General features: G+C 69.1%; 28 protein-coding genes and 1 tRNA gene. 15 read left to right on the top strand and 14 right to left on the bottom strand.

Annotation, left to right across the window (positions count from 1 at the left end; genetic code table 11):
- The first annotated feature begins 111 nt into the window (after positions 1-111).
- Complete coding sequence (locus P1Y20_RS06875; RefSeq protein WP_304447921.1) at positions 112-642, top strand: type II toxin-antitoxin system RatA family toxin; 531 nt, start codon at positions 112-114, stop codon at positions 640-642.
- A gap of 134 nt (positions 643-776) precedes the next feature.
- Here P1Y20_RS06875 and P1Y20_RS06870 read toward each other — a convergent pair whose 3' ends face one another.
- The 3 genes from P1Y20_RS06870 to P1Y20_RS06860 all read right to left on the bottom strand — a co-directional run bounded on the left by P1Y20_RS06870 (position 777) and on the right by P1Y20_RS06860 (position 3,289).
- Positions 777-1,427: a halocyanin domain-containing protein gene (locus P1Y20_RS06870; RefSeq protein ID WP_304447920.1), complete on the bottom strand. Its 651-nt coding sequence runs from the start codon at positions 1,425-1,427 to the stop codon at positions 777-779.
- A 396-nt stretch (positions 1,428-1,823) separates the two neighbouring features.
- Positions 1,824-2,090 carry an HAH_0734 family protein gene (locus P1Y20_RS06865; RefSeq protein WP_304447919.1) on the bottom strand — a complete coding sequence of 89 codons (267 nt, stop codon included), beginning with the start codon at positions 2,088-2,090 and terminating at the stop codon, positions 1,824-1,826.
- 5 nt (positions 2,091-2,095) lie between these two features.
- On the bottom strand, positions 2,096-3,289 hold the full coding sequence (locus P1Y20_RS06860; protein ID WP_304447918.1) for a hypothetical protein: 1,194 nt from the start codon (positions 3,287-3,289) through the stop codon (positions 2,096-2,098).
- A gap of 107 nt (positions 3,290-3,396) precedes the next feature.
- On the opposite strand from P1Y20_RS06860, the gene P1Y20_RS06855 reads away from it, so the two are divergent.
- The 7 genes from P1Y20_RS06855 to P1Y20_RS06825 all read left to right on the top strand — a co-directional run bounded on the left by P1Y20_RS06855 (position 3,397) and on the right by P1Y20_RS06825 (position 7,146).
- On the top strand, positions 3,397-3,681 hold the full coding sequence (locus tag P1Y20_RS06855; RefSeq protein ID WP_304447917.1) for a 50S ribosomal protein L44e: 285 nt from the start codon (positions 3,397-3,399) through the stop codon (positions 3,679-3,681).
- A gap of 4 nt (positions 3,682-3,685) precedes the next feature.
- Positions 3,686-3,862, top strand: coding sequence for a 30S ribosomal protein S27e (locus P1Y20_RS06850; protein ID WP_304447916.1), 177 nt, complete (start codon positions 3,686-3,688; stop codon positions 3,860-3,862).
- A gap of 122 nt (positions 3,863-3,984) precedes the next feature.
- Positions 3,985-4,785 (top strand): translation initiation factor IF-2 subunit alpha, encoded by an 801-nt coding sequence (locus P1Y20_RS06845; protein ID WP_304447915.1) that lies wholly within the window; start codon positions 3,985-3,987, stop codon positions 4,783-4,785.
- Positions 4,785-4,967: an RNA-protein complex protein Nop10 gene (locus P1Y20_RS06840; protein WP_304447914.1), complete on the top strand. Its 183-nt coding sequence runs from the start codon at positions 4,785-4,787 to the stop codon at positions 4,965-4,967. Before P1Y20_RS06845 ends, P1Y20_RS06840 begins: the two co-directional genes overlap by 1 nt.
- Before the next feature lie 6 nt (positions 4,968-4,973).
- Positions 4,974-5,723 (top strand): proteasome assembly chaperone family protein, encoded by a 750-nt coding sequence (locus P1Y20_RS06835; protein WP_304447913.1) that lies wholly within the window; start codon positions 4,974-4,976, stop codon positions 5,721-5,723.
- Between the two features lie 117 nt (positions 5,724-5,840).
- Complete coding sequence (locus P1Y20_RS06830) at positions 5,841-6,452, top strand: J domain-containing protein (protein WP_304447912.1); 612 nt, start codon at positions 5,841-5,843, stop codon at positions 6,450-6,452.
- A 1-nt stretch (position 6,453) separates the two neighbouring features.
- Complete coding sequence (locus tag P1Y20_RS06825; protein WP_304447911.1) at positions 6,454-7,146, top strand: metallophosphoesterase; 693 nt, start codon at positions 6,454-6,456, stop codon at positions 7,144-7,146.
- Here the strand turns inward: P1Y20_RS06825 and P1Y20_RS06820 are convergent.
- Positions 7,138-8,415: an NAD(P)/FAD-dependent oxidoreductase gene (locus tag P1Y20_RS06820; protein WP_304447910.1), complete on the bottom strand. Its 1,278-nt coding sequence runs from the start codon at positions 8,413-8,415 to the stop codon at positions 7,138-7,140. The two genes, P1Y20_RS06825 and P1Y20_RS06820, sit on opposite strands and share 9 nt — an antisense overlap.
- Before the next feature lie 87 nt (positions 8,416-8,502).
- On the opposite strand from P1Y20_RS06820, the gene P1Y20_RS06815 reads away from it, so the two are divergent.
- Together P1Y20_RS06815 and P1Y20_RS06810 are read left to right on the top strand one after the other, a co-directional pair.
- The gene (locus tag P1Y20_RS06815) at positions 8,503-9,672 is read left to right on the top strand and encodes a threonine synthase (RefSeq protein ID WP_304447909.1); all 1,170 of its coding nucleotides are present in this window, start codon (positions 8,503-8,505) and stop codon (positions 9,670-9,672) included.
- Between the two features lie 202 nt (positions 9,673-9,874).
- Complete coding sequence (locus P1Y20_RS06810; protein WP_304447908.1) at positions 9,875-10,564, top strand: LysE family translocator; 690 nt, start codon at positions 9,875-9,877, stop codon at positions 10,562-10,564.
- Between the two features lie 20 nt (positions 10,565-10,584).
- On the opposite strand, the gene P1Y20_RS06805 is transcribed toward P1Y20_RS06810, so the two are convergent.
- Positions 10,585-11,343, bottom strand: a complete 759-nt coding sequence (locus P1Y20_RS06805; RefSeq protein WP_304447907.1) for an HD domain-containing protein — start codon at positions 11,341-11,343, stop codon at positions 10,585-10,587.
- A 106-nt stretch (positions 11,344-11,449) separates the two neighbouring features.
- Here P1Y20_RS06805 and P1Y20_RS06800 point away from each other — a divergent pair, with 106 nt between their 5' ends.
- Together P1Y20_RS06800 and P1Y20_RS06795 are read left to right on the top strand one after the other, a co-directional pair.
- Positions 11,450-12,157, top strand: a complete 708-nt coding sequence (locus P1Y20_RS06800; RefSeq protein WP_304447906.1) for an alanyl-tRNA editing protein — start codon at positions 11,450-11,452, stop codon at positions 12,155-12,157.
- 86 nt (positions 12,158-12,243) lie between these two features.
- Positions 12,244-12,975 (top strand): GNAT family N-acetyltransferase, encoded by a 732-nt coding sequence (locus P1Y20_RS06795; protein WP_304447905.1) that lies wholly within the window; start codon positions 12,244-12,246, stop codon positions 12,973-12,975.
- Positions 12,976-13,161: 186 nt separating this feature from the next.
- On the opposite strand, the gene P1Y20_RS06790 is transcribed toward P1Y20_RS06795, so the two are convergent.
- The 9 genes from P1Y20_RS06790 to P1Y20_RS06750 all read right to left on the bottom strand — a co-directional run bounded on the left by P1Y20_RS06790 (position 13,162) and on the right by P1Y20_RS06750 (position 23,006).
- Positions 13,162-13,263 (bottom strand) — tRNA-Gln (locus P1Y20_RS06790).
- 60 nt (positions 13,264-13,323) lie between these two features.
- Positions 13,324-13,758, bottom strand: a complete 435-nt coding sequence (locus P1Y20_RS06785; protein ID WP_304447904.1) for a metal-dependent transcriptional regulator — start codon at positions 13,756-13,758, stop codon at positions 13,324-13,326.
- Between the two features lie 58 nt (positions 13,759-13,816).
- A complete protein-coding gene (locus tag P1Y20_RS06780) occupies positions 13,817-14,308 on the bottom strand; it encodes a ferritin-like domain-containing protein (RefSeq protein ID WP_304447903.1) in 492 nt (163 codons plus the stop codon).
- A gap of 72 nt (positions 14,309-14,380) precedes the next feature.
- On the bottom strand, positions 14,381-15,382 hold the full coding sequence (locus P1Y20_RS06775) for an asparaginase (protein WP_304447902.1): 1,002 nt from the start codon (positions 15,380-15,382) through the stop codon (positions 14,381-14,383).
- A gap of 3 nt (positions 15,383-15,385) precedes the next feature.
- Complete coding sequence (locus P1Y20_RS06770) at positions 15,386-16,285, bottom strand: polysaccharide deacetylase family protein (RefSeq protein WP_304447901.1); 900 nt, start codon at positions 16,283-16,285, stop codon at positions 15,386-15,388.
- A 136-nt stretch (positions 16,286-16,421) separates the two neighbouring features.
- A complete protein-coding gene (sufD, locus tag P1Y20_RS06765; RefSeq protein WP_304447900.1) occupies positions 16,422-17,642 on the bottom strand; it encodes a Fe-S cluster assembly protein SufD in 1,221 nt (406 codons plus the stop codon).
- An 18-nt stretch (positions 17,643-17,660) separates the two neighbouring features.
- Complete coding sequence (gene sufB / locus P1Y20_RS06760) at positions 17,661-19,091, bottom strand: Fe-S cluster assembly protein SufB (protein ID WP_304447899.1); 1,431 nt, start codon at positions 19,089-19,091, stop codon at positions 17,661-17,663.
- Between the two features lie 30 nt (positions 19,092-19,121).
- Positions 19,122-20,033 carry an ABC transporter ATP-binding protein gene (locus P1Y20_RS06755; RefSeq protein WP_304447898.1) on the bottom strand — a complete coding sequence of 304 codons (912 nt, stop codon included), beginning with the start codon at positions 20,031-20,033 and terminating at the stop codon, positions 19,122-19,124.
- A 237-nt stretch (positions 20,034-20,270) separates the two neighbouring features.
- A complete protein-coding gene (locus P1Y20_RS06750; RefSeq protein ID WP_304447897.1) occupies positions 20,271-23,006 on the bottom strand; it encodes a DNA-directed DNA polymerase in 2,736 nt (911 codons plus the stop codon).
- A 117-nt stretch (positions 23,007-23,123) separates the two neighbouring features.
- Here P1Y20_RS06750 and P1Y20_RS06745 point away from each other — a divergent pair, with 117 nt between their 5' ends.
- The 3 genes from P1Y20_RS06745 to P1Y20_RS06735 are packed head-to-tail and all read left to right on the top strand — an operon-like array spanning position 23,124 to position 24,188.
- Complete coding sequence (locus tag P1Y20_RS06745) at positions 23,124-23,312, top strand: DUF7331 family protein (RefSeq protein WP_304447896.1); 189 nt, start codon at positions 23,124-23,126, stop codon at positions 23,310-23,312.
- A gap of 37 nt (positions 23,313-23,349) precedes the next feature.
- The gene (locus P1Y20_RS06740; RefSeq protein WP_304447895.1) at positions 23,350-23,721 is read left to right on the top strand and encodes a DUF7322 domain-containing protein; all 372 of its coding nucleotides are present in this window, start codon (positions 23,350-23,352) and stop codon (positions 23,719-23,721) included.
- Between the two features lie 26 nt (positions 23,722-23,747).
- Positions 23,748-24,188 carry a DUF7346 family protein gene (locus P1Y20_RS06735; RefSeq protein ID WP_304447894.1) on the top strand — a complete coding sequence of 147 codons (441 nt, stop codon included), beginning with the start codon at positions 23,748-23,750 and terminating at the stop codon, positions 24,186-24,188.
- The last annotated feature ends 1 nt before the right edge of the window (position 24,189 follow it).

The raw sequence follows: 24,189 nt of genomic DNA, 5'->3' as shown, positions 1-24,189 counted from the left end.
GTCGAGGTTACAAGCGCCACGGTTCGGGACGCGCCGGTTCGTGCCCGTGGCCGCCGCACCCGGGCGCTCGCGGGGGAGAACACTTAGGCCGGCGGGGGCTGAAGCGGGGGCGTGGACTCCGTAGAAGTCAGTACCCTCGTCTACCTGCCCCCCGAAGAGGTCTACGACTTCCTCATCGACTTCCCGCGGTACGCCGACTACTCGAAGTACCTGAAGGAGGTCCGGATGCGAGGGGACGGCACGCCGGGGACCGAGTACGACCTCACCTTCGCCTGGTGGAAACTCACGTACACCGCGAACTCGCGGGTGACGGACGTCGAGCGACCCGAGCGAATCGACTGGAAGCTCACGGAGGACATCGACGCCCGGGGACACTGGGCGGTCGAGCACGTCCCCGAGGAGGCACCCGAGGGCGTCGAGGACGCCTCGCGCGTCCGGTTCTACGTCGAGTTCGCCCCCGGGTCGGCCGACGCCAGCGCCATCTCCCTCCCGGCGTTCGTCTCGCTCGGCTGGGTGATAGAGAAGGTGAGGCCGAAGATAATCGAGGAAGCGGAGCGCGTCGTCGAGCGCATCGTCGCCGACCTGGAGGGAGAACGACGCCCGGTCGAACTCGTCGTCCACGACCGCCCCGACGCGGTCTGACGGCGCACTCGGCCCCGCGGTCGACGAACGGCGAACTGGCGGACGGCGCTCCGATTCCTGCGACACCGATTCCCGCGAGCGTCCCGTGCGCGCAGTACGGGACGCGACGGCTCGAACGTCACGCCGACGCGGCCCTACTGCTGGTAGTCGCCGCCGTAGCGCATGAAGAAGTACGCGAGGCCGAGCGTCGAGACGATCGCGATGGTCGACGCGATACCGAGCGTCTTCGCCCCGTCGCTGACCGCCGGTTCGGCCGGTGCCACGGGTGCGGACCGGGGGACGTCCTCGCCGATGGCGACGGCGCCGAGCATCCCCTGGCCGGCGTGAGGGTCGCACTGGTAGGTCGCGATGGGGCCGCCCTCGGCGGTCCACTCGAAGGTCCCCGACGCCTGGGGGCTGCCGCTCTCGAAGTCGGCACCGTCCTGGGCGACCACGTTGTGACTGCCGCCCTCACCGGTCCACTCCCAGATGATGGTCGCGCCCTCGTCGACGTGCACCGCCACCGGGGCGAACTCGAGGCCCCCCTCGCCCGCACCGACTTCGACCGTGACCTCCGACTCTCCCCGCGCGTCGACCGTCCCGCCTTCTTCCCAGCCGCCGGCGTCGTCGAGGAACCCGCCGTAGTCGATGGGACCACTCCCGCCCCCACCCCCACCGCCAGAGGACTCGTTACCGCCGCTCTCGTTCTCCTGAGCGGCCGCGGTCCCGCTCGCGGCGACGACGCCCGCACCGGCGCCCGCCGCGCGGAGGAAGTCGCGCCGGTTCATTCCCGTGTCTTCGTCCATACGGGAGGTTCGAAACGGGGCTAACTGAATCCTTCGAAAGCACTCTCCCGGGCAGGGCCCTCCTCGCTCGGCGCTTCGTGCCTCGCTCGTCGACTCCCCCGGAATCCCTGCAGAAAGAGCCACTCGCTCGTTCGCTGCGCTCACTCGCGGTCCGACACGCTGGAGAACCGGACAGTGTGCTCGTCGCGAACGACGTCGGTCCGTCGATGCCAACCGCGAGGGGGAGGGCGCCGTCACGTCGAGGGACGGCGCTCGTGCCGACGCAGAATCGCCATCGCAGACGTCCTCCTCTCGGACCGCTCCAGTCGGTCGTGCACTGGCGACCGCCGCCGGAACCGCGAGGCGGTTCCAGGTGACCGTCGAGCGTGAAGCGCTCGCGGCCGGCGAAAGGCGGTGTTAGACCGCGAGGTCGCCCTTACCCGTCACGACGGTGACGGCCTCGGCGTCGACGTGCTCGGTCGGGATGTGCATCGGGATGTACTCGCGGCGCTCGTAGGCCTCGCGCTCGTCCTCGGTGCCGATGGTACACCAGAGCTGGACGCGGTCGGGGCCGTGCCAGTCGCCCTGGCGCTTCACCGAGAAACAGACGACCTCCTCACCGTCGTACTCGATGACGGCGTCCTTCCGGATGCCGGGGTCCCCGTTGATGATGAGGTTCTTCATACCCGTCACTCGAACTGACGCCCGGTTAAGCGCTTCGAGTCTTGCGGCACACAGGCGAGCGCGCCACCGACGAGCGCCAGCGCCGCCCAGACGGCGACGAGCGCGACGGCCGCGACGCCGAGGCCGACCCACGCGTACTGTCCGAGGTCGCCCCCCGCGTCGAACAGGACGCCCAGCGCGACGAGCGCGGCCGCCCAGAGCGCACCCCCGGCGAGCGCGAGGCGGCCGCGCTCGCCCCGAACCGCCGCCGCCCCGTAGACCACCCCCGCGACGAGGGTGACGAGCGCCGCGCTGGCGAGGACGAACGCGACGGCGTGTCCGACGAGGGCCGCCCCGACGCCGACGGCGACCCACCCGAGGACGCCGGCGAGGACGCGCGAGCGGGCGGGTCGTCGACGGCAGGCGGTCGAGGACCGAGGCGTGCCGCGCCGTCGCACGCCCCAGGCGAGGCCGACGAGTGCCGCGCCCAGTGCGGCAGTCAGCGGGCCGCCGTAGGCCAGGGCGTTGTCGGCGAGGGTGTCCCCGACGCCCCGTAGCTGGACGAACAGCGTCGCGAGCGCGCTCGCGGGGCCGCGCTGCCCGAAGACGACCTGCGTCGCGTGTACCTCGCCGGTCACGACGAGCCGGTCACCCTCGACGCGGCCCATCGCGGGGTCGTTCGTGACGACGGTCCCCTCGGGGCCGACGAGGGTCAACCGGTCGACCGACGCGTAGTAGTGACTCTGGTAGGTCCCGTCGGTGTCGAAGTACTCCACCAGCACGAGGTCGCCCGTCACCTGCCTGGCGGCGTTCGTCGTCCGGAGCGAGACGGTGAGCGTCCGGCCGTCGAGGGTACTCCCGAGCAGTTCGTGCTCCGAGGCGGGTCCGGGGTGGTCGAGGGGCTGGTTCCGGCGGGCCGCGAACTCGCCCGCGACGAGGTCGGCGAGCCCGCTCGCGTTCCCCTCGAACCGCCGCGTCGCCTCGTCGTCGAGGACGGCCCGCACGCGCCAGGTCATCGTCCCGTTCTCGTGGACGGTCGCCGTGGCAGTGTGGTTCGTCAGGCCGAGGGCGTCGGGAGCGCCGGACCGGCCGATGCCGTCGCCGTCGAGGGCCCCACAGACCGGGCAGACGGGGCGTGGCGGCGGTGCACCGGCGGCGGGCGGTACGAGTGCCGCACACACCAGGAGGGCGGTCAGGGCGAGCGCGAGGCGGGTGCGCATACCGGCACCACCACGGGGGGTGCTATCGCGGTTCGGTTCGGTGAAATGGCGCTCGCCCCATACCAAACGGGTTTTAAGCCGCGCCGGCAAAGCACACGCCAATAACTATGCAGATGCCACGCCGGTTCAACACGTACTGTCCGAACTGCAACGAGCACCACGAACACGAGGTCGAGAAGGTCCGAAGCGGCCGCGCCTCGGGGATGACGAAGGTCCAGGGTCGCCAGCGCGCGCGACAGAACCGCGGTATCGGTAACAAGGGGAAGTTCTCGAAGGTCCCCGGTGGCGACAAGCCGACGAAGAAGACGAACCTCGTCTACCGCTGCAGCGAGTGCGGCAAGGCCCACCTCCGCGAGGGCTGGCGCGCCGGCCGACTGGAGTTCCAGGAGTAAGACCATGGCCGGGAACTTCTACCAGGTCCGCTGCCCGGACTGCGAGAACGAACAGGTCGTCTTCGGGAAGGCCGCGAGCGAGGTCCCCTGCGCCGTCTGCGGGCACCTCCTCGTCCGCCCGACCGGCGGGAACGCCGCCATCGAGGGCGAGGTCCTCGAGACGGTCCAGCGACGGGCCTGAACCGACGCGCCTCGACCGAACACGTTCTCTCGTCTCTCGGCCCGCGAGCGACCGCGCTCGCCCCGTCGAACCGCGCGCGCCGTGACGGTGGTTTTATTCTCGCCAACTGGCTAGGTCGGGGTATGAAATACACAGGCTGGCCAGACCCCGGTGACCTCGTCGTCGGCAAAGTCGACGAAATCACCGACTTCGGCGTCTTCGTCGACCTCGACGAGTACGAGGACCGACGCGGCCTCGTCCACGTCAGCGAGGTGGCGAGCGGGTGGATAAAGAACATCCGCGACCACGTCACGCCCGGCGAACTCGTCGTCTGCAAGGTGCTCGACGTCAACGAGTCCTCACAGCAGATCGACCTCTCCATCAAGGACGTCAACGACCACCAGCGCTCGGACAAGGTCCAGGAGTGGAAGAACGAGCAGAAGGCCGACAAGTGGATGACCCTCGCCTTCGGCGAGTCGATGGCCGACGAGCAGTACACCGCCGTCGCCAACGAACTGCTCGGCGAGTTCGGGTCGCTCTACGCCGGCTTCGAACAGGCCGCCATCCACGGCGAGGAGGCGCTCGAACCGACCGGCCTCGACGACGAGGAGGTGCGCGCAGTCGTCGACACCGCCCGCGAGAACGTCTCCGTCCCGTACGTCAACATCACGGGCTACGTCCACCTGCGCTCGTCGAACGCCGACGGCGTCGACGACGTGAAGGCGGCGCTCGAAGCCGCCCAGGGCAACGGCGAGGTTCCCGACGAAATCGAGCTGTCGGTCACCTACGTCGGCGCGCCCGAGTACCGCATCAAGGTGCGCGCGCCGAGCTACAAGGTCGCCGAGAGCGAACTCGAGGCCAGCGCGGCGCGCGCGCGGACGGCCATCGAGGGGCGCGGCGGGAGCGCCGAGTTCCACCGCGAGCGCCAGACCGACGACGAGTAATGAAGAGCGACATCCGGGTGTGCGCGTCGTGGCGCGAGCACCACGACCGCCCGGTGTACACGCTCACCGCCACCTGCCCGGCGTGCGGCGGCGACGCCGTCAACAGCGCGCCCGCCCCGTACGACCCGACGGACCGCTACGGGGAGTACCGACGTGCACTTAAGCGGCGCGCCCGCCAGTAGCCGCACATGGACGAAGTCCACACCGAGGTGCTCGCGGAGCCGGCCCTCGAGGACCCCGTACTCATCGAGGGGCTCCCCGGGGTCGGTCACGTCGGCAAACTCGCCGCCGAGCACCTGCTGGAGGAGTTCGACACGACGCTCGTCGCCCGCCTCTACTCCCGTCACTTCCCCCCGCAGGTGACCGTCGAGGACGGCCGGTCGCAACTCGTCGGCGTGGAGTTCCACGCCGTCGAGACCGGCGACGCCGACCTGCTGGTCCTCACGGGCGACCACCAGGCCCAGAGCAACGAGGGGCACTACCTCATCACCGACGCCGTCCTCGACGTCGCCGAGGAGTTCGGCGTCGACCGGGCCTACGCGCTCGGGGGCGTCCCGACCGGCGAACTCGTCGACGAGTACGGCGTCATCGCCGCCGCCTCCGACGACGCGCTCATCGAGACCCTCGACCCACACGTCGAGTTCCGCGAGGACGAACCCGCCGGCGGCATCGTCGGCGTCAGCGGCCTCCTGCTCGGCCTCGGCGAGCGCCGCGACCTCCCCGTCGCCTGCCTGATGGGCGAGACGAGCGGCTACCTCGTCGACCCCAAGAGCGCCCGCGCGGTCCTCGAAGTCCTGCAGGACATCGTCGGCTTCGACGTGGGCTACGACTCGCTCGAGGAGCGCGCCGAGGAGATGGAGGAGGTGGCGAAGAAGATTCGGGAGATGGAGCAGGCCCAGCAGGCGCCGAGCGACGAGGACCTGCGCTACATCGGCTGAGGTCGCCCCCGACGCCGCGGTCACTGCGAGGGCGACGGCTCGCCGTCGCCGGCCGGTCGCCTCGGAAGACGGACGTGCTAACGAGGGATTCTTGTTCACCCTGCCCCAAGACCACCCGTGTACCGGGTGGTGGTGTTCGTCCCGAACTGGTTGGTTCTCGGCGTCCTCGTGGGCCTCGCCTCGAGCGGCGTCGCCGCCGGTATCTTCCTCGTCGGCCGGCACCTCTACCCCGACCCGGCGCCCGCGACCGGGTCGGGGAGCACGGAGTCGCGCCGCACGACGGAGATTCGCCAGTACCTGACCGCCATCGGTGAACCCTTCGCGGAGGACCACTTCGTCGAGGGCCACACCGTCGCCTTCTACCTCCCCAAACGCGACGTCGCCATCACCTTCGACGCGCGAGCGTTCATCGCTATCGACACCTCACCCACCTACGCGGTCCTCGTCGAACACGAGATGCCGGGGTTCTACATCGGGGGACGCCTCCCGTTCGACACACCCGAGATGAACTTCGGCGACGGCGAGGACGAGAGCGAGCGGGGGGCGTTCGACCGCACCCGCGCGGCGTTCGCCGTCCTCGGCCTCCCGGCGAGCGCCTCCGAGCGACAGGTGAAGGCCGCCTACCGCGAGAAGGCGAAGGCCACTCACCCCGACCAGGGTGGCGACCCCGAGGCGTTCAAGCAGCTCCAGGAGGCGTACGCGACCGCCCGCGAACGGGCCGCGAGCTGAGATGGTCGCGTTCCGCGACCGGGCGCTCTCGCTCCCGGTCGCGGACGCGCTCGTCCTCGCCGACCTGCACGTCGGACGGGCCGCCGCCTCCCCCGTCGAGTTCCCGCTGGGCGAGCGCGACGACCTGGAGGAGCGTCTCGACGCGCTCCTCGCGGCGACGTCGCCGGGGACGGTCGTCCTCGCGGGCGACGTCCTCCACGCCTTCGACCGCGTGCCCGACGGAGCCCGCGGAACCGTCGCCGCGCTCGCCCGCCTCGTCGAGACGGCGGGCGCCGACCTCGTCGTCACGCCGGGTAACCACGACACGATGCTCGACGCGGTCTGGGACGGTCCCACCGAGCGTGAGTACGAACTCGCCGACGGGACGGTCGTCCTGCACGGCCACGACCCGCCGGAGCGGGCGGCGGGGCGCTACGTCGTCGGGCACGACCACCCGAAACTCACCGTCGAGGGGCGCGACTGGCCCTGCCTCCTCTACGGCGAGGGGGTCTACGAGGGCGCGGACGTGTTCGTCCTGCCGGCGTTCACCCGCCTCGCGAGCGGCGTCTCGGTGAACGGTCGTCCGGGGCGAGCGTCCCTCGAACGCTCCCCCCTCGTGACCGACGTCGACCGGTTCCGACCCGTCGTCTACGACTCGGCGGCCGACGAACAGCGGACCTTCCCGCCGCTGGGGCGCCTCCGACGGCTACGCTGACCGGTCGATTTCCGTGAGAATGGCGTCCGCGGCCTGCTTCCCGCTGTCGAGCGCGCCGTTGATGGACGACCACTCGGTGTAGTCGCCCGCGAGGTACACCGGGCCGGCCGGCGCGTCGACGGCCGGGAGGTCGCGCCTGAACCCCGGCGGCTGGGCGAACTGCGAGAACGGCACGCGCTCGGTCCGGAGGAGGTCGAGGTCGGCGAAGCGCCGGGCGGGGTACCACGACGCCAGCGCGTCGTGGACCGCCGCGGCCAGTTCGTCGTCGCTCTCGTCGGGGTCGCCGAGGAACGTCGCGCTGAGCAGTTGCTCGCCGTCCGGCGCGTACTCCGGGGCGACGTCCGTGAGGGGTGCAACCTGGTTGGGGCGGTCGTCGGCCGCGTTGAGGACGATTCGCTTGTCAGTCGCGAGGTCGACGTGCTCGGGCAACGAGAAGTACTGCGTGACGCAGCCCCGCGCCTCGGTCGGGGTGTCGACGCCGGTCAACTCCCCGGCCGTCTTCGGGTCGGTCGCGACGACGGCCCCGTCGAACGAGGCCTCCCGTCCGTCCACTGTGAGTGTCACGCCGTCGCCGTCGTCGTCGCTCTCGACGGCCGAGACGGTCGCGTCGAGGGTGAGCGACGCACCGGCGTCGCGCGCGCGGTCGGCCAGTTGCGCCGAGATGGCGCCCATCCCGGCGGCGGGGACGACCGTCTCGCCGGTCGCGAGCATCTTGAACGTGTACTCGAAGACGACGCTCGACGAGGAGAGCGAGCGGTCGAGGGTGATGCCGCCGTAGAAGGGGGCCGCGAAGTGCTCGACGTAGTCCCGCGAGAACCCCCGGTCGGCGAGGTAGCTCGTGATGTCCGTGTCGGGGCCGTCGAGGACGGCGTCCTCGTCCTTGCGTCGGAGTTCGCGCTGGAGGGTGAACGTCCGGAGCTTGTCGCCGAGGCGTATCTCGCGGTTGAAAACCGTCTCGGTGAACGACCCGGGGTCGCGAAGCGGGTCCGAGAGGACGGAGCGCTCGCCGGGGCGGGCGATGGTCGCGCCGGGGGTGAACGCCCGCAGGTCGAGGGCGTCGTAGTCGAGCTCGCGCTGGGCCGCGGGGTACCCGGTGAACAGCACCTGGAACCCGCGGTCGAAGGTGAAGCCGTCCTCGTGGACGCTCCGGACGCGCCCGCCGACCGCGGGTTCCTCCTCGAACAGTTCGACGTCCAGTCCCGCCTCGGCGAGGTGGCGGGCGGCGACGAGGCCGGCGAGACCGCCACCGACGACCGCGATGCGTGTCATACCACCGGCGACTCGCGGCGGCGATAAAAACACCGCGCGTCGACGAGCGAAGGACAGCGATTAGTCGTCGGCGTCGGTAGTGCCGGTATGGACACGACCCCGGCGTTCGACGGCCTCGTCTGCACGGAGACGGGCGAACGCTTCGACGCGACGACGAGCCACCACCCCGACGGCGGCGTCCTCGACGCGCGGTACGACTACGGCGCGCTCGACGCGCACGACGCGCTGGTGGGTGACGTCCCCGGTCTCGGGGCGTACGCGGAACTCCTGCCGTTCCCGGCCGCGTCGCTCGTCACGCTCGGCGAGGGGGCGACGCCGCTGGTCGACTGCCCGGTGCTCGCGGAGGAACTCGGCGTCGGGCGCGTCCTCGTGAAGGACGAGGGGACCAACCCGACCGGGACGTTCGTCGACCGCGGGATGGCGCTCGCGCTCACCGCCGCGCGCGCCCACGGCGCCGAGGACGTGGCGCTCGCGAGCCCCGGCGACTCGGCGCACTCCGCGGCGGCCTACGCCGCCCGCGCGGGACTGACGAGCCACCCGGTGGTCCCGACGCGCTCGACGTTCGTCAACAAGGCGATGGTGAACGTTCACGGCGGCGACATGCGCGTCGTCGAGGGTCGCCTGCCGGACGCCGAGGAGGCGTTCCGCGAGTCGAGCGAGGAGGAGTCGTGGTACTCGCTGGGGGCGTTCGAGACGCCGTACCGCCACGAGGGGGCGAAGACCGTGATGTACGAACTACTCGAACAGCTCGACCTGGAGGTGCCCGACGCCGTCTTCTACCCCTTCGAGGGAGGGGACGGGCTCGTCGGTCTCCACAAGGGAGCGCGGGAGTTCCGTGACCTCGGCCTCGTCGAGTCGGTGCCGCCGCTGTACGCGGCCCAGTCGACGGGCTGTGCGCCGGTCGTCGAGGCGTTCGAGGCGGGTGCCGACACTCACGAGCCGTGGGAGACGCCGGACACGGTCTGTGGCGGTCTGGAGCGTCCCGACCCGGCGGGCGGCGCCCTCGTCCAGACGGCGCTGCGCGAGAGCGACGGCGGGGCGGTGGCGACCGACGACGACGACGTCCTCGAGAGCGCCGTCGCCGTCGCCAGCCGCGAGGGCGTCGGGCTGAGCGTCGCCGCCGGGGCCGCCGCGAGCGCGGCGTGGGCGATGGCCGACGAGTTCGACGACGACGACACGGTGGTGCTCCTCAACACCTCGACGGGGACGAAGGACGCCGACCTCCTGCGCAGCCACCTGATGGGCCAGGGGTTCTGACGGGCTCGGCGGACGGACACGCCGCTGGTGCGTCGTGAGAGGGCGAACAGGCGACACGTCGCGACGGGCGGGCCGGTGTGTCGCACACCCGCGAGTCGGCCCGCGACGCTGTTCAGCGCACGGCGACGATGGTTCCGTCATCGTACTTGAAGCTCACCACCGAACCACAGGTTTAGGTCACGGACCGCGAACACACGGGGAGATGGGTGTCGTCGTCACGTTCCTCGCGGGGGTAGTGTTCGGGTTGGCTCTGGCCGCGCCGCCGGGACCGATGAACGCCATCATCGCCGAAGAGAGCGTCGTCCGCGGGTGGGGCGCGGGCTTCCGTGCGGGCCTCGGGGCGATGGTCGCCGACCTCTGCTTTCTCGTCGCGGCGCTGTTCGGCCTCGTCGCGTTCGTCGAGCGGTACCCCCTCCTCCGGGCGGCGATGGTCGCCGTCGGCGGCGTGTTGATGCTCTACTTCGCCTACGGGGCGGCCCGGGAGGTGCGCGGTCGGTTCCGCGCCGCCGACGGGGCGGGAAAGGGGTTCCAGAAGGCGTTCGTCCTCGCGCTGACGAACCCCTACCAGATACTCTTCTGGCTCACCGCCGGCGTGGCGCTGCTCGACCCGGGGACGCAGGACGTCCTCGAACCGCTCTCGACGGCGCTCGCCGGTCTGCTCGTCGTCAGGACGGGAAGTCCGGCGCTGCTCGTCGGGCTGTTCGGCGGCATCGTCGTCTGGATAACGGGGTTCCCGGCCGCGCTGACGGTCGCCGAGCGCCGCATCGAGTCACTCACGCCGGTCGTCGCCGGCCTCAGCGCGCTCGCGCTCGCGGCGTTCGGCTGTTACTTCCTGCTCGACGCGGGGAGCACGCTCGTCACGGCGGTGTCGACGCCCGTGGGTTGGGGCTGAGTCCCCGTCCCGCTCCGGTCTCAGTCGTCCGTGTCGGCGTTCCTGGTCGTGTCCGCCCCCGTGTCGAGGCCGGCGTCACGCCCTCGCGTCTCGGCCCCGTCGGACGGCGAGGACATCTCGCTCACCTCGCCCTCGAGCCACTCGCGGAACCAGCGCACGCGCTTGAGGCGCTCGTGGGCGATGCTCTCCGCGGTGTCGCTCTCGATGCGTAGGACGGCGTCCTCGCCGCGCTCGAGGACGCGCGCGACCATCCCCGAGGCGTCCATGTGCGTGCGGGCCTCGTAGCCCATCCGCAGGAGCATCAGCGCCGTCCCGTTGGCGCCGACCTTGTCGAGCAGGTCGGCCTCGACCAGACAGCGCGTCTCGAGCGGGAGGTCCGTGAGCGGCCCCTGATAGGAGTGGTCGCGGATGGCCGCGCACACCTCCTCGACGAACGACTCCGGGAAGTCGCCACGGGCCGTCAGGTACTCGCGGGCGACCCGGGCGCCCTCCTCGGCGTGGACGTCCTGGTCCGCCTCCAGTTTCGAGATGTCGTGGAACAGGGCGGCGACGCGCACGACGTCCGGGTTCGCCCCCTCGCGCTCCGCGATGGTCGTCGCGAGGTCGACCACGTTCAGGATGTGGTTGAACCGGTACTCCGCGGAGTGCCACGGATACCAGCGCATCCGTCCGCCGGTCTCCTCGCTCTCGACGCTCGCCGCGAGGTAGTCGTGAACGAACTGCTTCATCGCCTCGAACTCCTCGTCGGCGACCGGTGATTCCCTAATCTCGACCCCCACGATACCACCTCCGCTGGGTCCCGTCGTTCATATTGACCGTAATTACTGCTGTTCCGCTCTTGAGGTTTACGACAGGTAGAATAGGGGAGCGCCCGACCCCTCTCGCGTGACAGACCTGCGCTACCTCGACGACTCCTCGGTCGACACCTTCGAGGCGACGGTCGACCGGACCCTCGACGACCGACTCGTCCTCGACGCGACGCACTTCTACCCCGAGGGCGGCGGTCAGCCGGCGGACCGCGGCACCATCGAGGCGGACGGCCGGACGTGGAACGTCACCGACGTCCGCAAGAAGGATACGGTGTACCACACGCTGGACGGGGGGAACCTCCCGCCGGTCGGGACGACCGTCACCGGCCGCCTCGACTGGCCGCGTCGCGAGGCACACATGCGCTATCACACCGCCCAGCACCTCCTGTCGGCGCTCCTGCTCGAGGAGTTCGACGCCCGGACTATCGGCAATCAGATACGCACCGACCGCGCCCGCCTCGACGCCGCCTACGACCGCTTCTCCGAGGACGACCTCGCGTACATCGAGAACCGCATGAACGACCTGGTCGACGACGCCCGCCCGGTGACGTGGTCCTCGATGGACCGCGAGACGGCCGAGCGGACGCTCGACTCCGAACGGACCCGCATCGACCTCCTCCCCGAGAGTATCGAGACGCTCCGTATCGTCGAGGTCGAGGGGTACGACCGGACGGCCTGCGCCGGCACGCACGTCGAGAACACCGCCGACGTCGGCCGCGTCCGGGTGACCGGGCGGACGACGCAGGGCGCCGAGGCCGAACGTCTCTCGTTCACCCTGGAGTAGCCACAGACAGCCCGAGGCGTAGGAAATCCGGAGCGTCACACCGCCGGCGGGGTAGCTTTATTTTCCCCGACCGTGTGCCATGGGCTATGGAGGTACGCTCTGCGGAAGTCGACGACGTAGCGAGGGTTCGGGAGATCGCCCGGCGGTCGATGGAGGCGTCCTACACGCTCAGCCCGCAGACCATCGAGGGGGCGGTCATGCAGTGGTACGACGACGACTCGTTCCGGGAGCGACTCGACGACGACGACCAGCTCGTCCTCGTCGCCGAACGCGACGGCGAGATCCTGGCGTTCAGCGAGAGCGTCGTCCTCGAGAGCGACGGCGACGCCGACCTCAACTGGCTCCACGTCGACCCCGACTACCGCGGGGACGGCATCGCCCGCGCGCTCTTCGTCGAGACCCGCGAACGACTGACGGAGACGGGCGTGACGCGCCTTCGCGGGCGCGTCCTCCGGGACAACACCGACGGCATCGAGTTCTACGAACACCTCGGGTTCTCGAAGGTCGGCGAGGACCACGTCGACATCGACGGCACCGACTACACCGAGCACGTCTACGTCGAGGACGAACCGAGCGACCTGACGCGGGCGACGACGGCGGAGGGCAAGGAGGTGTTCGTCGACCCCGACGACGCCTTCCGCGCCAGCCTCGCGCCCTTCCTCGCGGTGTACTCCGACCCCGACCGCGAACGGCGGTGGGGCAACTTCTGTACGAACTGTGAGAGCCTCGACACGGCCGTCGACTCGATGGGCCGCGTCGAGTGCAACGACTGTGGCAACCAGAGCAAGGCGACGCGCTGGGACGCGGCGTACATGTAGGACGGGCGGACCAGACGCCCGCTCGGCACCTCGTTTTTAGGCTTCTCTCCCGTTGCGGGTGCGTGACTCGCCGTTCGACTCGCTCCAGAGGTGTAGGGCGGATTCTGACCACGGTCGCTCGGTGTCGCCTCGCTCCCTGCTTCGAATCCTCGTACCGACCATCACTGCCCGCTGACGCTCGCAGAATAGTCCCGGGCGGATTCGAACCGCCGTCAACGGCTATCCTCCGCGCTGGGTGTCCCAGACGCGTCCAAAGGCCGTTATGATTGGCCACTACACCACGGGACTGCGCGAGTCACGGTTGCGCCGCCCGCTACAATAGCGTTACCTTCCCGTCCGCCCCCTCGCTCAGTCGGCCGTCTCGGGACACTCCAGTTCGAGGAGGGCGCAGACGTCCTCCTCGGGGTCGAAGCAGTCCGGGCACTTCGGCTCGCGGTTGATGATGGTGTCGAGGCGGTCGGCGACCGTCTCGTCGATGACGCTCTCCAGGGCCTTCGCCTCGGTCCGGAACTCCTCGACGTCGAGGACCTCCACGAGGAAGCGCTCGATGATGCAGTAGTTCTGGAGCGCGTCCCGGGCGCGGACGATGCCGTCGTCGGTCAGCGAGACGCCCTTGTACTTCTCGTGGTCGGCGAGGCCGCGCCCTTCGAGTTTGCCGATCATCTCGTTGGCGCTGGCCGGGCTGACGTCGAGCAGTTCGGCGACACGACCCGTGGCCGCGGGGCCGTTCTCGATCTCCTGGACCAGGTAGATAGCTTTGAGATATTGGTCTGCGGTGTTCATGCGAGTTCCTCCGGGGCGAGCGTGCGCACGTCGTGGACAGCGAGCAGCGACTCGGGACTCATGCGCGGGTCTCCATCAGCTTCGTTACCTCCTCGACGCCCTCCGCCTCCTCCTCGCGGATGGCCGAGAGGACGGTGACGAGACGGTCGCGCTCGATGCCGAACGACGCGTCCGACGTCTCGATGGCGGCGATGACGTCGTCGTAGAACTTGTAGGCGGTCTCCTCGTTGCACAGCTGGTCGTAGAGCACGCCGTCGAAGTCCTCGGGTTTGGTCTGGCCGTACTGCGCCTCGACGAGCGTCTCGATCTGGTCGAACGGGACGGGGTCGGCGTCGAGTTCGTCGACGAGCGCCTCCAGGCGCGCGCGGTGGTCGGCGGACTCCTCGGCGGCGTGTTCGAGCAGCGCGTACAGCTCGTCGTCGAGTTCGTCCTCGCCGAGGGTCTGGGCGTGCTTCGCCGAACGGGCCTCGACGACCTCCTCCAGCACCATCCCGATCTGCAGGAGCCGGGCGAGCTGGTGGTCGGACGCGACCGGGTGGGCGACGCTCATGGCCGCGGCCGCCCGGTCGCGCGGCGGTCCTCCTGCGATACTGTCATACGTGGTTCTGTCGCGCGTGGACAGTTAAGTCGTTTCCTCCCCGTCGGCGTGCCACGGCGGGAACAGCGCCGCCACCGGCGGTTTCCTGTCGGTTCGACTCAGCGCGAGCAGCAGTCTGACCCGCGCCTTCGCCGCCGAGAGCCGCCCCCCGCAGAGCGCGCCGTACTCCGACAGCGAGCGACTGCCGCCGGGCGACCCGTACACCGGCTGGACCCGCCCCGCGGGCGAGCGCGAGGCGACGACCACCGGTACCCCCGCGCTCACCGCGTCGTCGACCGCCCGCCCGAGCGAGGGGCTGGTGTTACCGATGCCCGTCGCCTCCAGGACGATGCCGTCGGCACCGGCGTCCAGTTCGCGCCGGAAGGTGGCGTCGTCGACGCCGAGACCGGAGCTGACGACGGGGACGTGCGCCGTCACGGTGTCGACCGCCAGCCGCGGGGTGTCGCTCCCGGCGGGTCGGTGGAACTCCACGCCGTGGCGCAGGAGCGAGGCGACGGGACCGACCGTCGGCGACTCGAACCCCCCGAGCGCGCTCGTGTGGAGTTTCTCGACCGTCGAGGCGGCGTGGAGCTCCTCGTCGAAGGCGACGTAGGTCCCGCCCGCCTCCCGGAGGCGGTCGTCCGCGGCGCTCCGTACCGCCGCGAGCAGGTTCGCCGGCCCGTCGGCGCTCACGAGGTCCGGGTGGCGCTGCGCGCCGGTGAAGACCACGGGCACGCTCCCTTCGCGGAGGTGGTCGAGCGCGAACGCGCACTCGGCCATCGTGTCCGTCCCGTGGGTGACGACGATACCGTCGACGCGCTCGCTCACCCCCTCGACCCGCTCGGCGAGCGCGAGCACCGTCTCGAAGTCCATCTCGAAGCTCAGGCGCTTGGCCACCTCCTCGACGCGGAGGTCGGCGTGGTCGGCCAGGTCCGGGACCGCGTCGAGCAGGTCGGCGGCGTCGCGCTTCGCCTCCGCGCCGCGCTCCGTGTCGGAACTGGCGATGGTGCCGCCCGTCCCGAGGACGGCGACGGTGGGGTTCGCCATCGCTCAGACGAACTCCCCTTCGCTCTCGTAGACGGACTCGTCCTCGTCGTACTTCTCGGCGACGTCGGCGAGCGTGCGGAACTCCACGCCGTCGTGGCTCCCCATGTACTGGATGAACTCCTCGAGCAGGGGAATCATCTGCGGGCGACCGTGGACGTCCGGGTGGATGGTGAGCGTGTAGACGCCCGCCCCGCGCCGGCGGTGGAGGTAGTCGAAGTGCGCCTTGTACAGCTCCTCGTACACCATCCGCGGGCTGGTGTAGCCGTAGTTGTAGTTCGGCTGTTTGATGAACATCATCGGCGGGATGTCGTCGCGGTACCAGCTGATGGGTATCTCGACGACGTCCGTCTCCTCGCCGTACTCGTAGGGCTTCATCCACGTCTCCGGGTCGCTGTCGTAGTCGATGCGGTACCACTGGTCGCCCTTGCGCATCCGTAGCGGCTCGAAGTCGCGTTCCATCAGGCTGCTGTCGTAGCGAAAGCCGTGCTTCTCGACGAGTTCCGGCGTGTTCTCGCTGAACTCCCACCAGCTAGCGCGGTGGCCCACCGGTTTCGACCCGGTGACGTCCTCGATGAGTTCGATGGACGTCTGGAGGATGGCGTCCTCCTGCTCCCGCGAGAGGTCCGTCGGGTTCTCGTGGGTGTAGCCGTGGACGCCGAGTTCGTGGCCCGCGTCCGCGACGGCCTGGACGTTCTCGCGGAACGTCTCCAGCGAGTGACCGGGGACGAACCACGTCGTGTCGATGTCCGCGTTCTCGAACACCTGCAGCAGGCGGGGGATGCCCTCCTCGCCCGCGAGCAGGCCCCGCGAGAGGTCGGCCGGCGAGTCCGCCCCGCCGTAGGAGCCGAGCCAGCCCGCGACGCAGTCCACGTCGATGCCGATGGCGACGTCTATGTTTCCCATGCTAATCGCTATCGAGGTTCGGGTGAGACGCCCTTGACCGTTCGCCAACGCCGCGTCGGTTACCGGTTTCGGGCGACGGCGCGAACGCTCTCGCCTCGGGAGCAGCGGTCGAAAAAGCGGTCGTGCGGTGTCGCGCTCAGTAGGTGCGCGACGCCAGGCGGTCGCGGATGCGCGACTCCATGTCCTCGCGCAGTTCCTCGACCGCTATCTCGTCGAGGACGGGCACGAAGAAGCCCTCCACGAGCATGTTCTTCGCCAGCCGCTCGGGGACGGCCCGCGAGGTCATGTAGAACAGGTCCTCCTTGTCGACCTGTCCGACCGTCGCGGAGTGACTCGCCTCCGTGTCGTGGTTGTTGATGATGAGCTTCGGGGAGGCGTCGGCCTCGCTCTCGTCGCTCAGCATCAGCGTGTTCTCGCGCTGGTACGACGACGTGTTCCAGGCGTCGCGACCGACGTTCTGGACGCCCTCGTACACCGACCGGGCGACGTCGTCGATGACGCCGCGGGTGACGAGGTCGGCGGTGGTGTGCTCGGCGTTGTGCCAGACCCGCGAGTCCACGTCGAAGTGCTGCTCATCGTGGCCGTAGAACGCGCCGACAATCTTCGTCTCCGAGGAGTCGCCGTCGAGCGACGTCTCGACGGACGTCTTCGTCAGGCGCGAACCGATGTTACAGTCGATGACGTTGGCCGTCGCGTAGGTGCCGGCCGTCGCGTGCTTGAGCTGGTAGTTGTACGTCTCCTCCGAGAGGTCTTGGAGGCCCCCGTACTGGACGTAGCTGTTCTCGCCCGCGTCGATCTCGACGACGCCGCTGTAGTAGCGCGCGCCGTCGACGTCGTCGCCCGTCTCCTGGCGCTCCAGAATGGTGACCGAGGCCGACTCCTCGGTGACGACGAGCGTGTAGTTGAACAGCGACCGGGCGTTCATCGTCGTCCGGATCTTCACGTCCTCGGCGGCGACCCCCTCGGGGACGTAGACGACGGTACCGGTGCTGAACAGCGCCGTCGAGAGCGCCGTCAGGTAGTTCGTCTGCGGGTCGACGACGCTCCCGAAGTGCTCGCGGACGAGCTCTTCGTGCTCGTCGAGCGCCTCCGCGAACGGGAGGACGACGGCCTCGTCGGGCGCGACGAGTTCCTTCTCCTCGGCCGCGTTCAGCGGGTCGACGAACGACTCGAAGTCGAGGTCCGCGAGGTCCGTCCACTTTCGCCCCGGCGTCTGGATGACGTCCGGGAAGTCGAGGTCCGACAGCGCGGAGAGCGCGTCGAGACGCGTCTCCAGCAGCCAGTCGGGCTCGTCGAGGCGCCCGGATATCTCCCGTACCTGTTCTTCCGTGAGGTTTGCGTGTACCTGCGTACTCATGAGAATCGAATCCGGGGGTTACCCGAGGCTCCCCTCCATCTCCAGTTCGATGAGGCGGTTGAGCTCGACCGCGTACTCGATGGGCAGTTCCTCCGTGATGGGCTCGATGAACCCGGCGACGATCATCTGCTTGGCGTCGTCGTCGTCCAGCCCGCGCGACTGGAGGTAGAAGACGTCCTCGTCGCCGATCTTGCCCACCGTCGCCTCGTGGGCGACGTCGACCTTCGACTCCTCGATCTCCATGTACGGCATCGTGTCCGAGGTGGACTCGTTGTCGAACATGAGCGCGTCACACTCGACGCTCGTCGAGGAGTTCTCGGCACCGTCCGCGATGTGGACGAGGCCGCGGTAGTTGGTGCGCCCGCCGTCCTTGCTGATGGACTTCGACTCGATGGTCGACTTCGTGTTCGGCGCGTTGTGGTAGACCTTCGCGCCGGTGTCGATGTTCTGGCCCTTGCCCGCGAACGCGATGGTGATGTGGTTGTCCGTCGCGCCCGGCCCCTTCAGGATGGAACAGGGGTAGAGCATCGTGGCCTTCGACCCCATCGACCCGGAGACCCACTCCATCGTCCCGTCCTTCTCGACGATGGCGCGCTTGGTGTTCAGGTTGTAGGTGTTCTTCGACCAGTTCTGCACCGTGGAGTACTGGACGTGGGCACCCTCCTTGACGAACACCTCGACGCCCCCGCTGTGGAGGTTGAACGCCGAGTACTTCGGGGCCGAACAGCCCTCGATGTAGTGGACCTCGGAGTTGGCCTCGGCGATGATGAGGGTGTGCTCGAACTGGCCCATCCCCTCGGAGTTCATCCGGAAGTACGCCTGGACCGGCATCTCGACGGTGACGTCCTCGGGGACGTAGACGAAGCTCCCGCCCGACCAGACGGCGCCGTGGAGCGCCGCGAACTTGTTGTCGCTCGGGGGGACGCACTTCGTCATGAAGTACTCCTCGACGATGTCCGGGTGCTCGCGGACGGCCCGGTCCATGTCCATGAAGATGACGCCCTTCTCCTCCCACTGCTCCTGCATGTTCTGGTAGACGATCTCGGACTCGTACTGGGCGCCGACGCCGGAGAGGGCGTTCTTCTCCGCCTCCGGGATGCCCAGCTTGTCGAACGTGTCCTTGATGTCGTCCGGGAGGTCCTCCCAGCTCTCGGCGCCGCCGCGCGTCTCGATGTCGGGACGGATGTAGGGGACGATCTCGTCGATGTCGACCTCCGAGAGGTCGGGCTGGCCCGGCCAGTCGGTCGGCATCGGCATCTCCTGGAACTGCCGGAGCGCGCGCAGGCGGCGCTCGAGCATCCACTCGGGTTCGTCCTTGTCCTCGGAGATGACGCGGATGGTCTCCTCCGTCAGCCCCTTCTCGGACTTGAACGCCGAGCGCTCCTCTTTCTTGAACTCGAAGCGCGCTTCGGTGTCGGTCTCTTTGAGGTGGTCTTGTTCGGAACTCATGATGTGTGTGGTGTTGGTTCTCGACGCGTATTAGGCTGTCTCGTACACTTCTTCTCGCACCCAGTCGTACCCCTTGTCCTCGAGTTGCTCGGCCAGTTCCGCCCCGCCGCTCTTGACGACCTTCCCGTCGAGCATGATGTGGACGTGGTCCGGCTCGACGTAGTCGAGGATGCGCTGGTAGTGGGTGATCTGGAGGACGCCCGTGCCCTGTTCGTCGCGCAGCGCGTTGATGCCGGCAGAGACGTCCTGCAGGCGGTCGATGTCGAGCCCGGAGTCGATCTCGTCGAGCACGGCGACCGAGGGCTCCAGGATGGCGGCCTGCAGCACCTCGTTCTGTTTCTTCTCACCGCCGGAGAAGCCGGCGTTGAGGTAGCGCGTGGCGAACTTCTCGTCCATGTCGAGCAGCTCCATCTTCTCGCGGAGGAGCTGCTGGAACTCGGCGACGCCGACGTCGCCCTCGTCGGCCGGTCCCTCCATCGGGGAGGTGTCGTAGCCGCTCTCCTCCTCCGCTTCGTCCTCGCTCTCGCCCTCCTCGAAGAGCTCCTCGCGCTCCTCGAGTTTGGCGTTGAGCGCCGTCCGGAGGAAGTTCACCATCGTGACCCCCTCTATCTCGGCGGGGTACTGGAAGCCGAGGAACACGCCGAGGGCGGCGCGCTCGTTCGGTTCCAGGTCGAGGAGGTTCCACGTCCGCTTGTCCTCGGGGATGTCGACGTCCTCGCCGAACTCGTCCTCGTTCAGGTGGATGAGGACCTCCCCCTCCGTCACCTTGTAGGCCGGGTGGCCGGCGATGACCTTCGCCGTCGTCGACTTCCCGGAGCCGTTCGGTCCCATGAGCGCGTGGATCTCGCCCGACTCGACCTCGAGATCGACGCCCTTCAGAATCTGCTCACCGTCTTCCTCGTTGACCTCCGCGTAGAGGTTCTTTATTTCTAGTCGTGCCATAACGAGAGCACCTTGCGCTTATCGCTAGAGGATGGGTCCGTGCCGGGTATAATGTTTTCGTCTCACCACTAAGTCGACTTCCGGCTCCGAAAAACGATGTTTTCGTATGGCAAAGCCGGGCACGGGAGGACGGTTCGTCACGTCCAGCGCGAGACGCCCGGAATCGGCCGGGAGGGCCGCCGAACCGCCAGTCGACTGATACGTGGCGCTGGGGGAGCGGCCGATACGAACCGTCGGTCAGGAGAACTGTCCCAGCCCGGTCTGGGTCTGGCCGCTCTCGACCTCGTCCCACGAGACACCGATGGCGTCGAGGATGCGCTCGATGGGCCCCCGGAGCGTCTTCTCCAGCATCACGTCCCAGTCCACCTCGAACTCCTCGGGGACCTGGTCGGCGTACTCGACGCAGATGACGTCCTCTTTCCGTCTGAACTCCCGGTAGAGCGCGTCGCTCCGGGCATCGATACCCAGTTCGCGCTCGACGCGGTCGTAGAAGTCGTTGTGGACGCTCTCGAGGTAGAGGCGCTTGGGCTTCGACCCCCGCGCGAAGTTCGTCCCGAGCAGGAGGTTCGCGTACTTCGCCCCGCGGACGTGGGCGGTGTCGGTGTCGTAGTTGTCGAGGCGCTTGCCGATGCCGCCGGGGATGCCGACGTCCTCGACGCTGAGGTTCCCCTCCTCGCCGCGCTTGAAGTCCTGGATGACGTCGTGGACGTACTCCTTGACCTCCTCGCGGTACCCCTCGCCCTCGCTCGTGACGATGAGTTCGATGACCCGCTTCTGGACCTCCTTCGTTACCGGCGCGATGTCCGAGCGCTTGTACTCGAAGCCCGTGATGTCGATGTCGTCGACGTCCTGGCCCTCCTTCCAGACGATGTGGCCGGCGTAGCGCTTCTTCTTGCCCGCCTGGAAGAACCGTCGATAGAGCTTCTCGAACTCGATCTGGAAGCGGTGTTCCTCGGCGTTGAGTTCGTCGCGGGCGAACTCGTCGTAGGAGGCGTTGATGGTCTCCTCGATGGTGAACGACTCGTCTATCGCCTCGTCCTTCGAAACGTTCCCGAGTTCGAGCATCACGGAGTCGGTGTCCCCGTAGGCCACCTCCTGGCCCATCTCGTTGGCCACCTGCTCGGTGAACTCGATGACCCGCCGGCCCGTCGCGGTGACGGCGGCGCCCATCTCCTTGTCGTAGAGGCGGAAGCGGTCCCAGCCGAGGACGCCGTAGAGCGAGTTCATGATGACCTTCACCGCCCCTTGCTGACGGTCGAACGTCTCGTAGGCGTCCGAACCGGGCGCGTGTTCGTTTCGGCTGGCTTTCTTGCGCTCGCGTTCCTCGAGCAGTTCGTCCACCATCTCCCGGATGATGCCGGCGGGTTCCTGGCGGAAGTGCGTCCCGTTGGGTGCGACGTAGGTGTCGCCGTCGTACGTCTCGGGGTCGACCTTCGTCTCCACCGACGCGTTGATGGTCACCATGCACATCGGGTAGAGGCTCTTCAGGTCGAGCACGGACACGTTCTCGCGGACGCCCGTGATGGGGTCGAAGACGGCGCCGCCCTCGTACTCCTCGCTGTCGACGCTCCCCTTCGAGGGGAGCGCGAAGTCGCCGTGGACCTTGTGGAGGATGTAGAGGTCCACCGCGTCGCCGGGCGTGGTGGCGTCCTCGAGTTTACAGCCGACGAACGACGCCACCTCCTTCCAGAACGGGACGATGTTCTGCTTGCGGTCGAGTTCGACGCAGAGTTCGACGTCGCGCAGGTTGTACTCCAGCAGTCGCCCGGGGTCCTCCTCCCAGAGGTCGCCGATGCTGCCGGGGTAGCGCTCCTTGCCGACGCCGAGTTCCGCCTCGCCGACGGCGTCGAGGCGGTAGGAGTCCAGTTCGGAGATCTTGATGCGCTTGTAGGCGTACAGCAGGTCGAAGACGACCCGGCCCTTCACGTTCGGCCCCTGCCAGTCCGAGCGCCACACCTCGTCCACGCGCGAGAGCCGGTTCGGGTCGAGGTCGCCCTCCCCGCCGAGCACCTCGAGCCGGTCGAGGAGGTACGGCGCGTCGAAGTCGGCGAAGTTCCACCCCGTCAGCACGTCGGGGTCCGTCTCGTCGATGTAGTCGACGAACGACGCGAGCATCGCCTCCTCGCGCTCGAACCGTCGCACGTCGACGTCGGGGCCCTCCCGGAGCACCTCGTAGCCGGGCAGGGCGTCCGGTCCGCTCGCCCCCTCGGGCGCCTCGTAGAGCCAGACGACGTACTCGTCGCGGTAGCTGTCGTGGCTGGTGAGACAGATGATGGGCTCTTCGCCCTCCTCGGGGAACCCCGAGCGGTCGTCCACCTCGATGTCGAAGGTGTTCACCCGCAGTTCGGCGTCCACGTCGGCGGCGGCGACCTCCTGGTGGGGGACGTCGATGGCACCGTCGTCGTTGCGCCGGTCGGGGACGCGGACGCCGCTGGTGACGTCCTTGTCGATGAGCAGGCGGTTGGGGAAGAGGATGTCCGCCTCGTAGTGGTCGAAGCGGTCGCGCAACTGCCCGACGTCGCGGGGCGTCTGGCCGGTTATCTTCGTCAGGCGCTCGCCACGGATGCTCACGAACGGGTTCCCCTCGGGGTCCGTCTCGCGGGAGTCGAGCAGGCGGTCGAACTGCTCTTCGGGCCGTCCCTCGAGCGAGTCGGTCGGCACGTAGAAGTACGGCTCGAACTCCCGGACGCGGACGTGTTCGACCTCGCCGTCGGGCGTCCGCCCGAAGACGTGGACGACGGGGTACTCGTCGCGGCCGGACCCCTCGACGGTGTAGTCGACCTGCGTGACGAACAGTTCGACGCTCCCCTGTGGGTCGGGGTAGCGATACGACGACGTGTCGACGACGTCGGGTGCGAGGCCCGCGTCGCCGGCGACCGCCTCCGCCTCGGCCGTGACGGTCGCGGGCGCCTCGCGCCCCGCCGCCTCGCCGTCGTCCCCGGCGGCGAAGTCGACCAACCCGCTCTGTCTCATGATAGCGGGCGTTTGCTCTGGCCGGTAAAAATCCCCCCGGTGTCGTCGCTCTCCCCCCCGAAACCTCCGCTGCCGCAAAGCATTTACTATGATATGGCATACCACCCGTCTACGACCATGGCCGACCACGATGTCCCGTCGGAAGCAGAGTCGGTTGCCGCGGACCGCCCCGACCCCGGGGTCTCGGAGGCCGTCGAGACGACCGAGACCTACGAGACGGACGAAGGGCTGGTGTTCTACGACGCCCAGAACCCCCTCGCGTGGATACTCGCGCGCGACACGGTGCGACTCGACGACGCGCTGTAACCGGGGAGTCTTTTTGCCGGCCGGCCCTACTCGGCGCGTGGACCCACTGGAGGAGGACGAAGGGGACCGCGACCCCTGGCCGGACGAACCCGACGAGTTCGACCCCGACAGCCTCGGCCCGCGCGTGGAGTACACCACTCCGGACGACCTCTCGGACATCGACCTCGACCGCGAGACGTTCAACGCCTTCTGGGCCGTGGTCGCCCTCGCGAAGGTCGGCCTGTACGCGGGCGCCGTCGGCGCCATGCTCCTCGCGTTCGACGGTGACGTCGACCTCGGGGCGCCCCTGCTCCTCGTCGGCCTCCTCGCGCTCGGGTTCGGCTACCGTCGCTACCGCCGCCACCGGGGACGGGCGACGGACCCACCGACCGACCCTCCCGACGACGCACCCGCCGAGGGACGCGACTAACTCCCCGCACGTCCTACCTCCCTCCCATGCGCACCCTCCGCGACGACGACGGCACCCGCTACCTCTTGCTCAAGCGCTCGGGCGAGAGTTCGCTCGTGCGCGACCCCGAGACCGGCGAGGAGCGCTACGTCAGGAACGACCGCCTCACGGACGTCGACGGCGAGTCGCCGCTCGAAACCGCCGCCCGCGAGGTGCCGCCGGCCCTCCGCCGACTGCTCGCCGCCGTCCGCGACGACCGCGCGCTCGGACTCCTGCTCGAAGTCGACCGTCGCGGCCCGCTCGCCGTTCGCGACCTGATGGCCGCCTACGACCTCTGCGAGAGCGACACCCTCGGACTCCTCACGGAGTTCCGCGCCGCGGGACTGGTCGAACGCGCCGACGTGGTCGGCGAACCGGGCTACGACACGACCGACGACGCGCGCCGGGCGCTGGTCGCGCTCCGCGAACGGACCGACGACTCGGCCTGAG

Source organism: Halomarina ordinaria, from assembly GCF_030553305.1.
In the GTDB taxonomy this organism is placed as follows: Archaea; Halobacteriota; Halobacteria; order Halobacteriales; family Haloarculaceae; genus Halomarina; species Halomarina ordinaria.
The sequence above is the reverse complement of the archived record's forward strand: the minus strand, read 5'-3'. Positions and strand labels throughout refer to the sequence as shown.

Excerpts from the sequence above, each read along its gene's own strand:
- P1Y20_RS06870 (WP_304447920.1), bottom strand. The coding sequence starts at position 1,427 with ATGGACGAAGACACGGGAATGAACCGGCGCGACTTCCTCCGCGCGGCG.
- P1Y20_RS06865 (WP_304447919.1), bottom strand. The coding sequence starts at position 2,090 with ATGAAGAACCTCATCATCAACGGGGACCCCGGCATCCGGAAGGACGCC.
- P1Y20_RS06860 (WP_304447918.1), bottom strand. The coding sequence starts at position 3,289 with ATGCGCACCCGCCTCGCGCTCGCCCTGACCGCCCTCCTGGTGTGTGCG.
- P1Y20_RS06855 (WP_304447917.1), top strand. The coding sequence starts at position 3,397 with ATGCAGATGCCACGCCGGTTCAACACGTACTGTCCGAACTGCAACGAG.
- P1Y20_RS06850 (WP_304447916.1), top strand. The coding sequence starts at position 3,686 with ATGGCCGGGAACTTCTACCAGGTCCGCTGCCCGGACTGCGAGAACGAA.
- P1Y20_RS06845 (WP_304447915.1), top strand. The coding sequence starts at position 3,985 with ATGAAATACACAGGCTGGCCAGACCCCGGTGACCTCGTCGTCGGCAAA.
- P1Y20_RS06840 (WP_304447914.1), top strand. The coding sequence starts at position 4,785 with ATGAAGAGCGACATCCGGGTGTGCGCGTCGTGGCGCGAGCACCACGAC.
- P1Y20_RS06835 (WP_304447913.1), top strand. The coding sequence starts at position 4,974 with ATGGACGAAGTCCACACCGAGGTGCTCGCGGAGCCGGCCCTCGAGGAC.
- P1Y20_RS06825 (WP_304447911.1), top strand. The coding sequence starts at position 6,454 with ATGGTCGCGTTCCGCGACCGGGCGCTCTCGCTCCCGGTCGCGGACGCG.
- P1Y20_RS06820 (WP_304447910.1), bottom strand. The coding sequence starts at position 8,415 with ATGACACGCATCGCGGTCGTCGGTGGCGGTCTCGCCGGCCTCGTCGCC.
- P1Y20_RS06815 (WP_304447909.1), top strand. The coding sequence starts at position 8,503 with ATGGACACGACCCCGGCGTTCGACGGCCTCGTCTGCACGGAGACGGGC.
- P1Y20_RS06810 (WP_304447908.1), top strand. The coding sequence starts at position 9,875 with ATGGGTGTCGTCGTCACGTTCCTCGCGGGGGTAGTGTTCGGGTTGGCT.
- P1Y20_RS06795 (WP_304447905.1), top strand. The coding sequence starts at position 12,244 with ATGGAGGTACGCTCTGCGGAAGTCGACGACGTAGCGAGGGTTCGGGAG.
- P1Y20_RS06785 (WP_304447904.1), bottom strand. The coding sequence starts at position 13,758 with ATGAACACCGCAGACCAATATCTCAAAGCTATCTACCTGGTCCAGGAG.
- P1Y20_RS06780 (WP_304447903.1), bottom strand. The coding sequence starts at position 14,308 with ATGAGCGTCGCCCACCCGGTCGCGTCCGACCACCAGCTCGCCCGGCTC.
- P1Y20_RS06775 (WP_304447902.1), bottom strand. The coding sequence starts at position 15,382 with ATGGCGAACCCCACCGTCGCCGTCCTCGGGACGGGCGGCACCATCGCC.
- P1Y20_RS06770 (WP_304447901.1), bottom strand. The coding sequence starts at position 16,285 with ATGGGAAACATAGACGTCGCCATCGGCATCGACGTGGACTGCGTCGCG.
- sufD (WP_304447900.1), bottom strand. The coding sequence starts at position 17,642 with ATGAGTACGCAGGTACACGCAAACCTCACGGAAGAACAGGTACGGGAG.
- sufB (WP_304447899.1), bottom strand. The coding sequence starts at position 19,091 with ATGAGTTCCGAACAAGACCACCTCAAAGAGACCGACACCGAAGCGCGC.
- P1Y20_RS06755 (WP_304447898.1), bottom strand. The coding sequence starts at position 20,033 with ATGGCACGACTAGAAATAAAGAACCTCTACGCGGAGGTCAACGAGGAA.
- P1Y20_RS06750 (WP_304447897.1), bottom strand. The coding sequence starts at position 23,006 with ATGAGACAGAGCGGGTTGGTCGACTTCGCCGCCGGGGACGACGGCGAG.
- P1Y20_RS06745 (WP_304447896.1), top strand. The coding sequence starts at position 23,124 with ATGGCCGACCACGATGTCCCGTCGGAAGCAGAGTCGGTTGCCGCGGAC.
- P1Y20_RS06735 (WP_304447894.1), top strand. The coding sequence starts at position 23,748 with ATGCGCACCCTCCGCGACGACGACGGCACCCGCTACCTCTTGCTCAAG.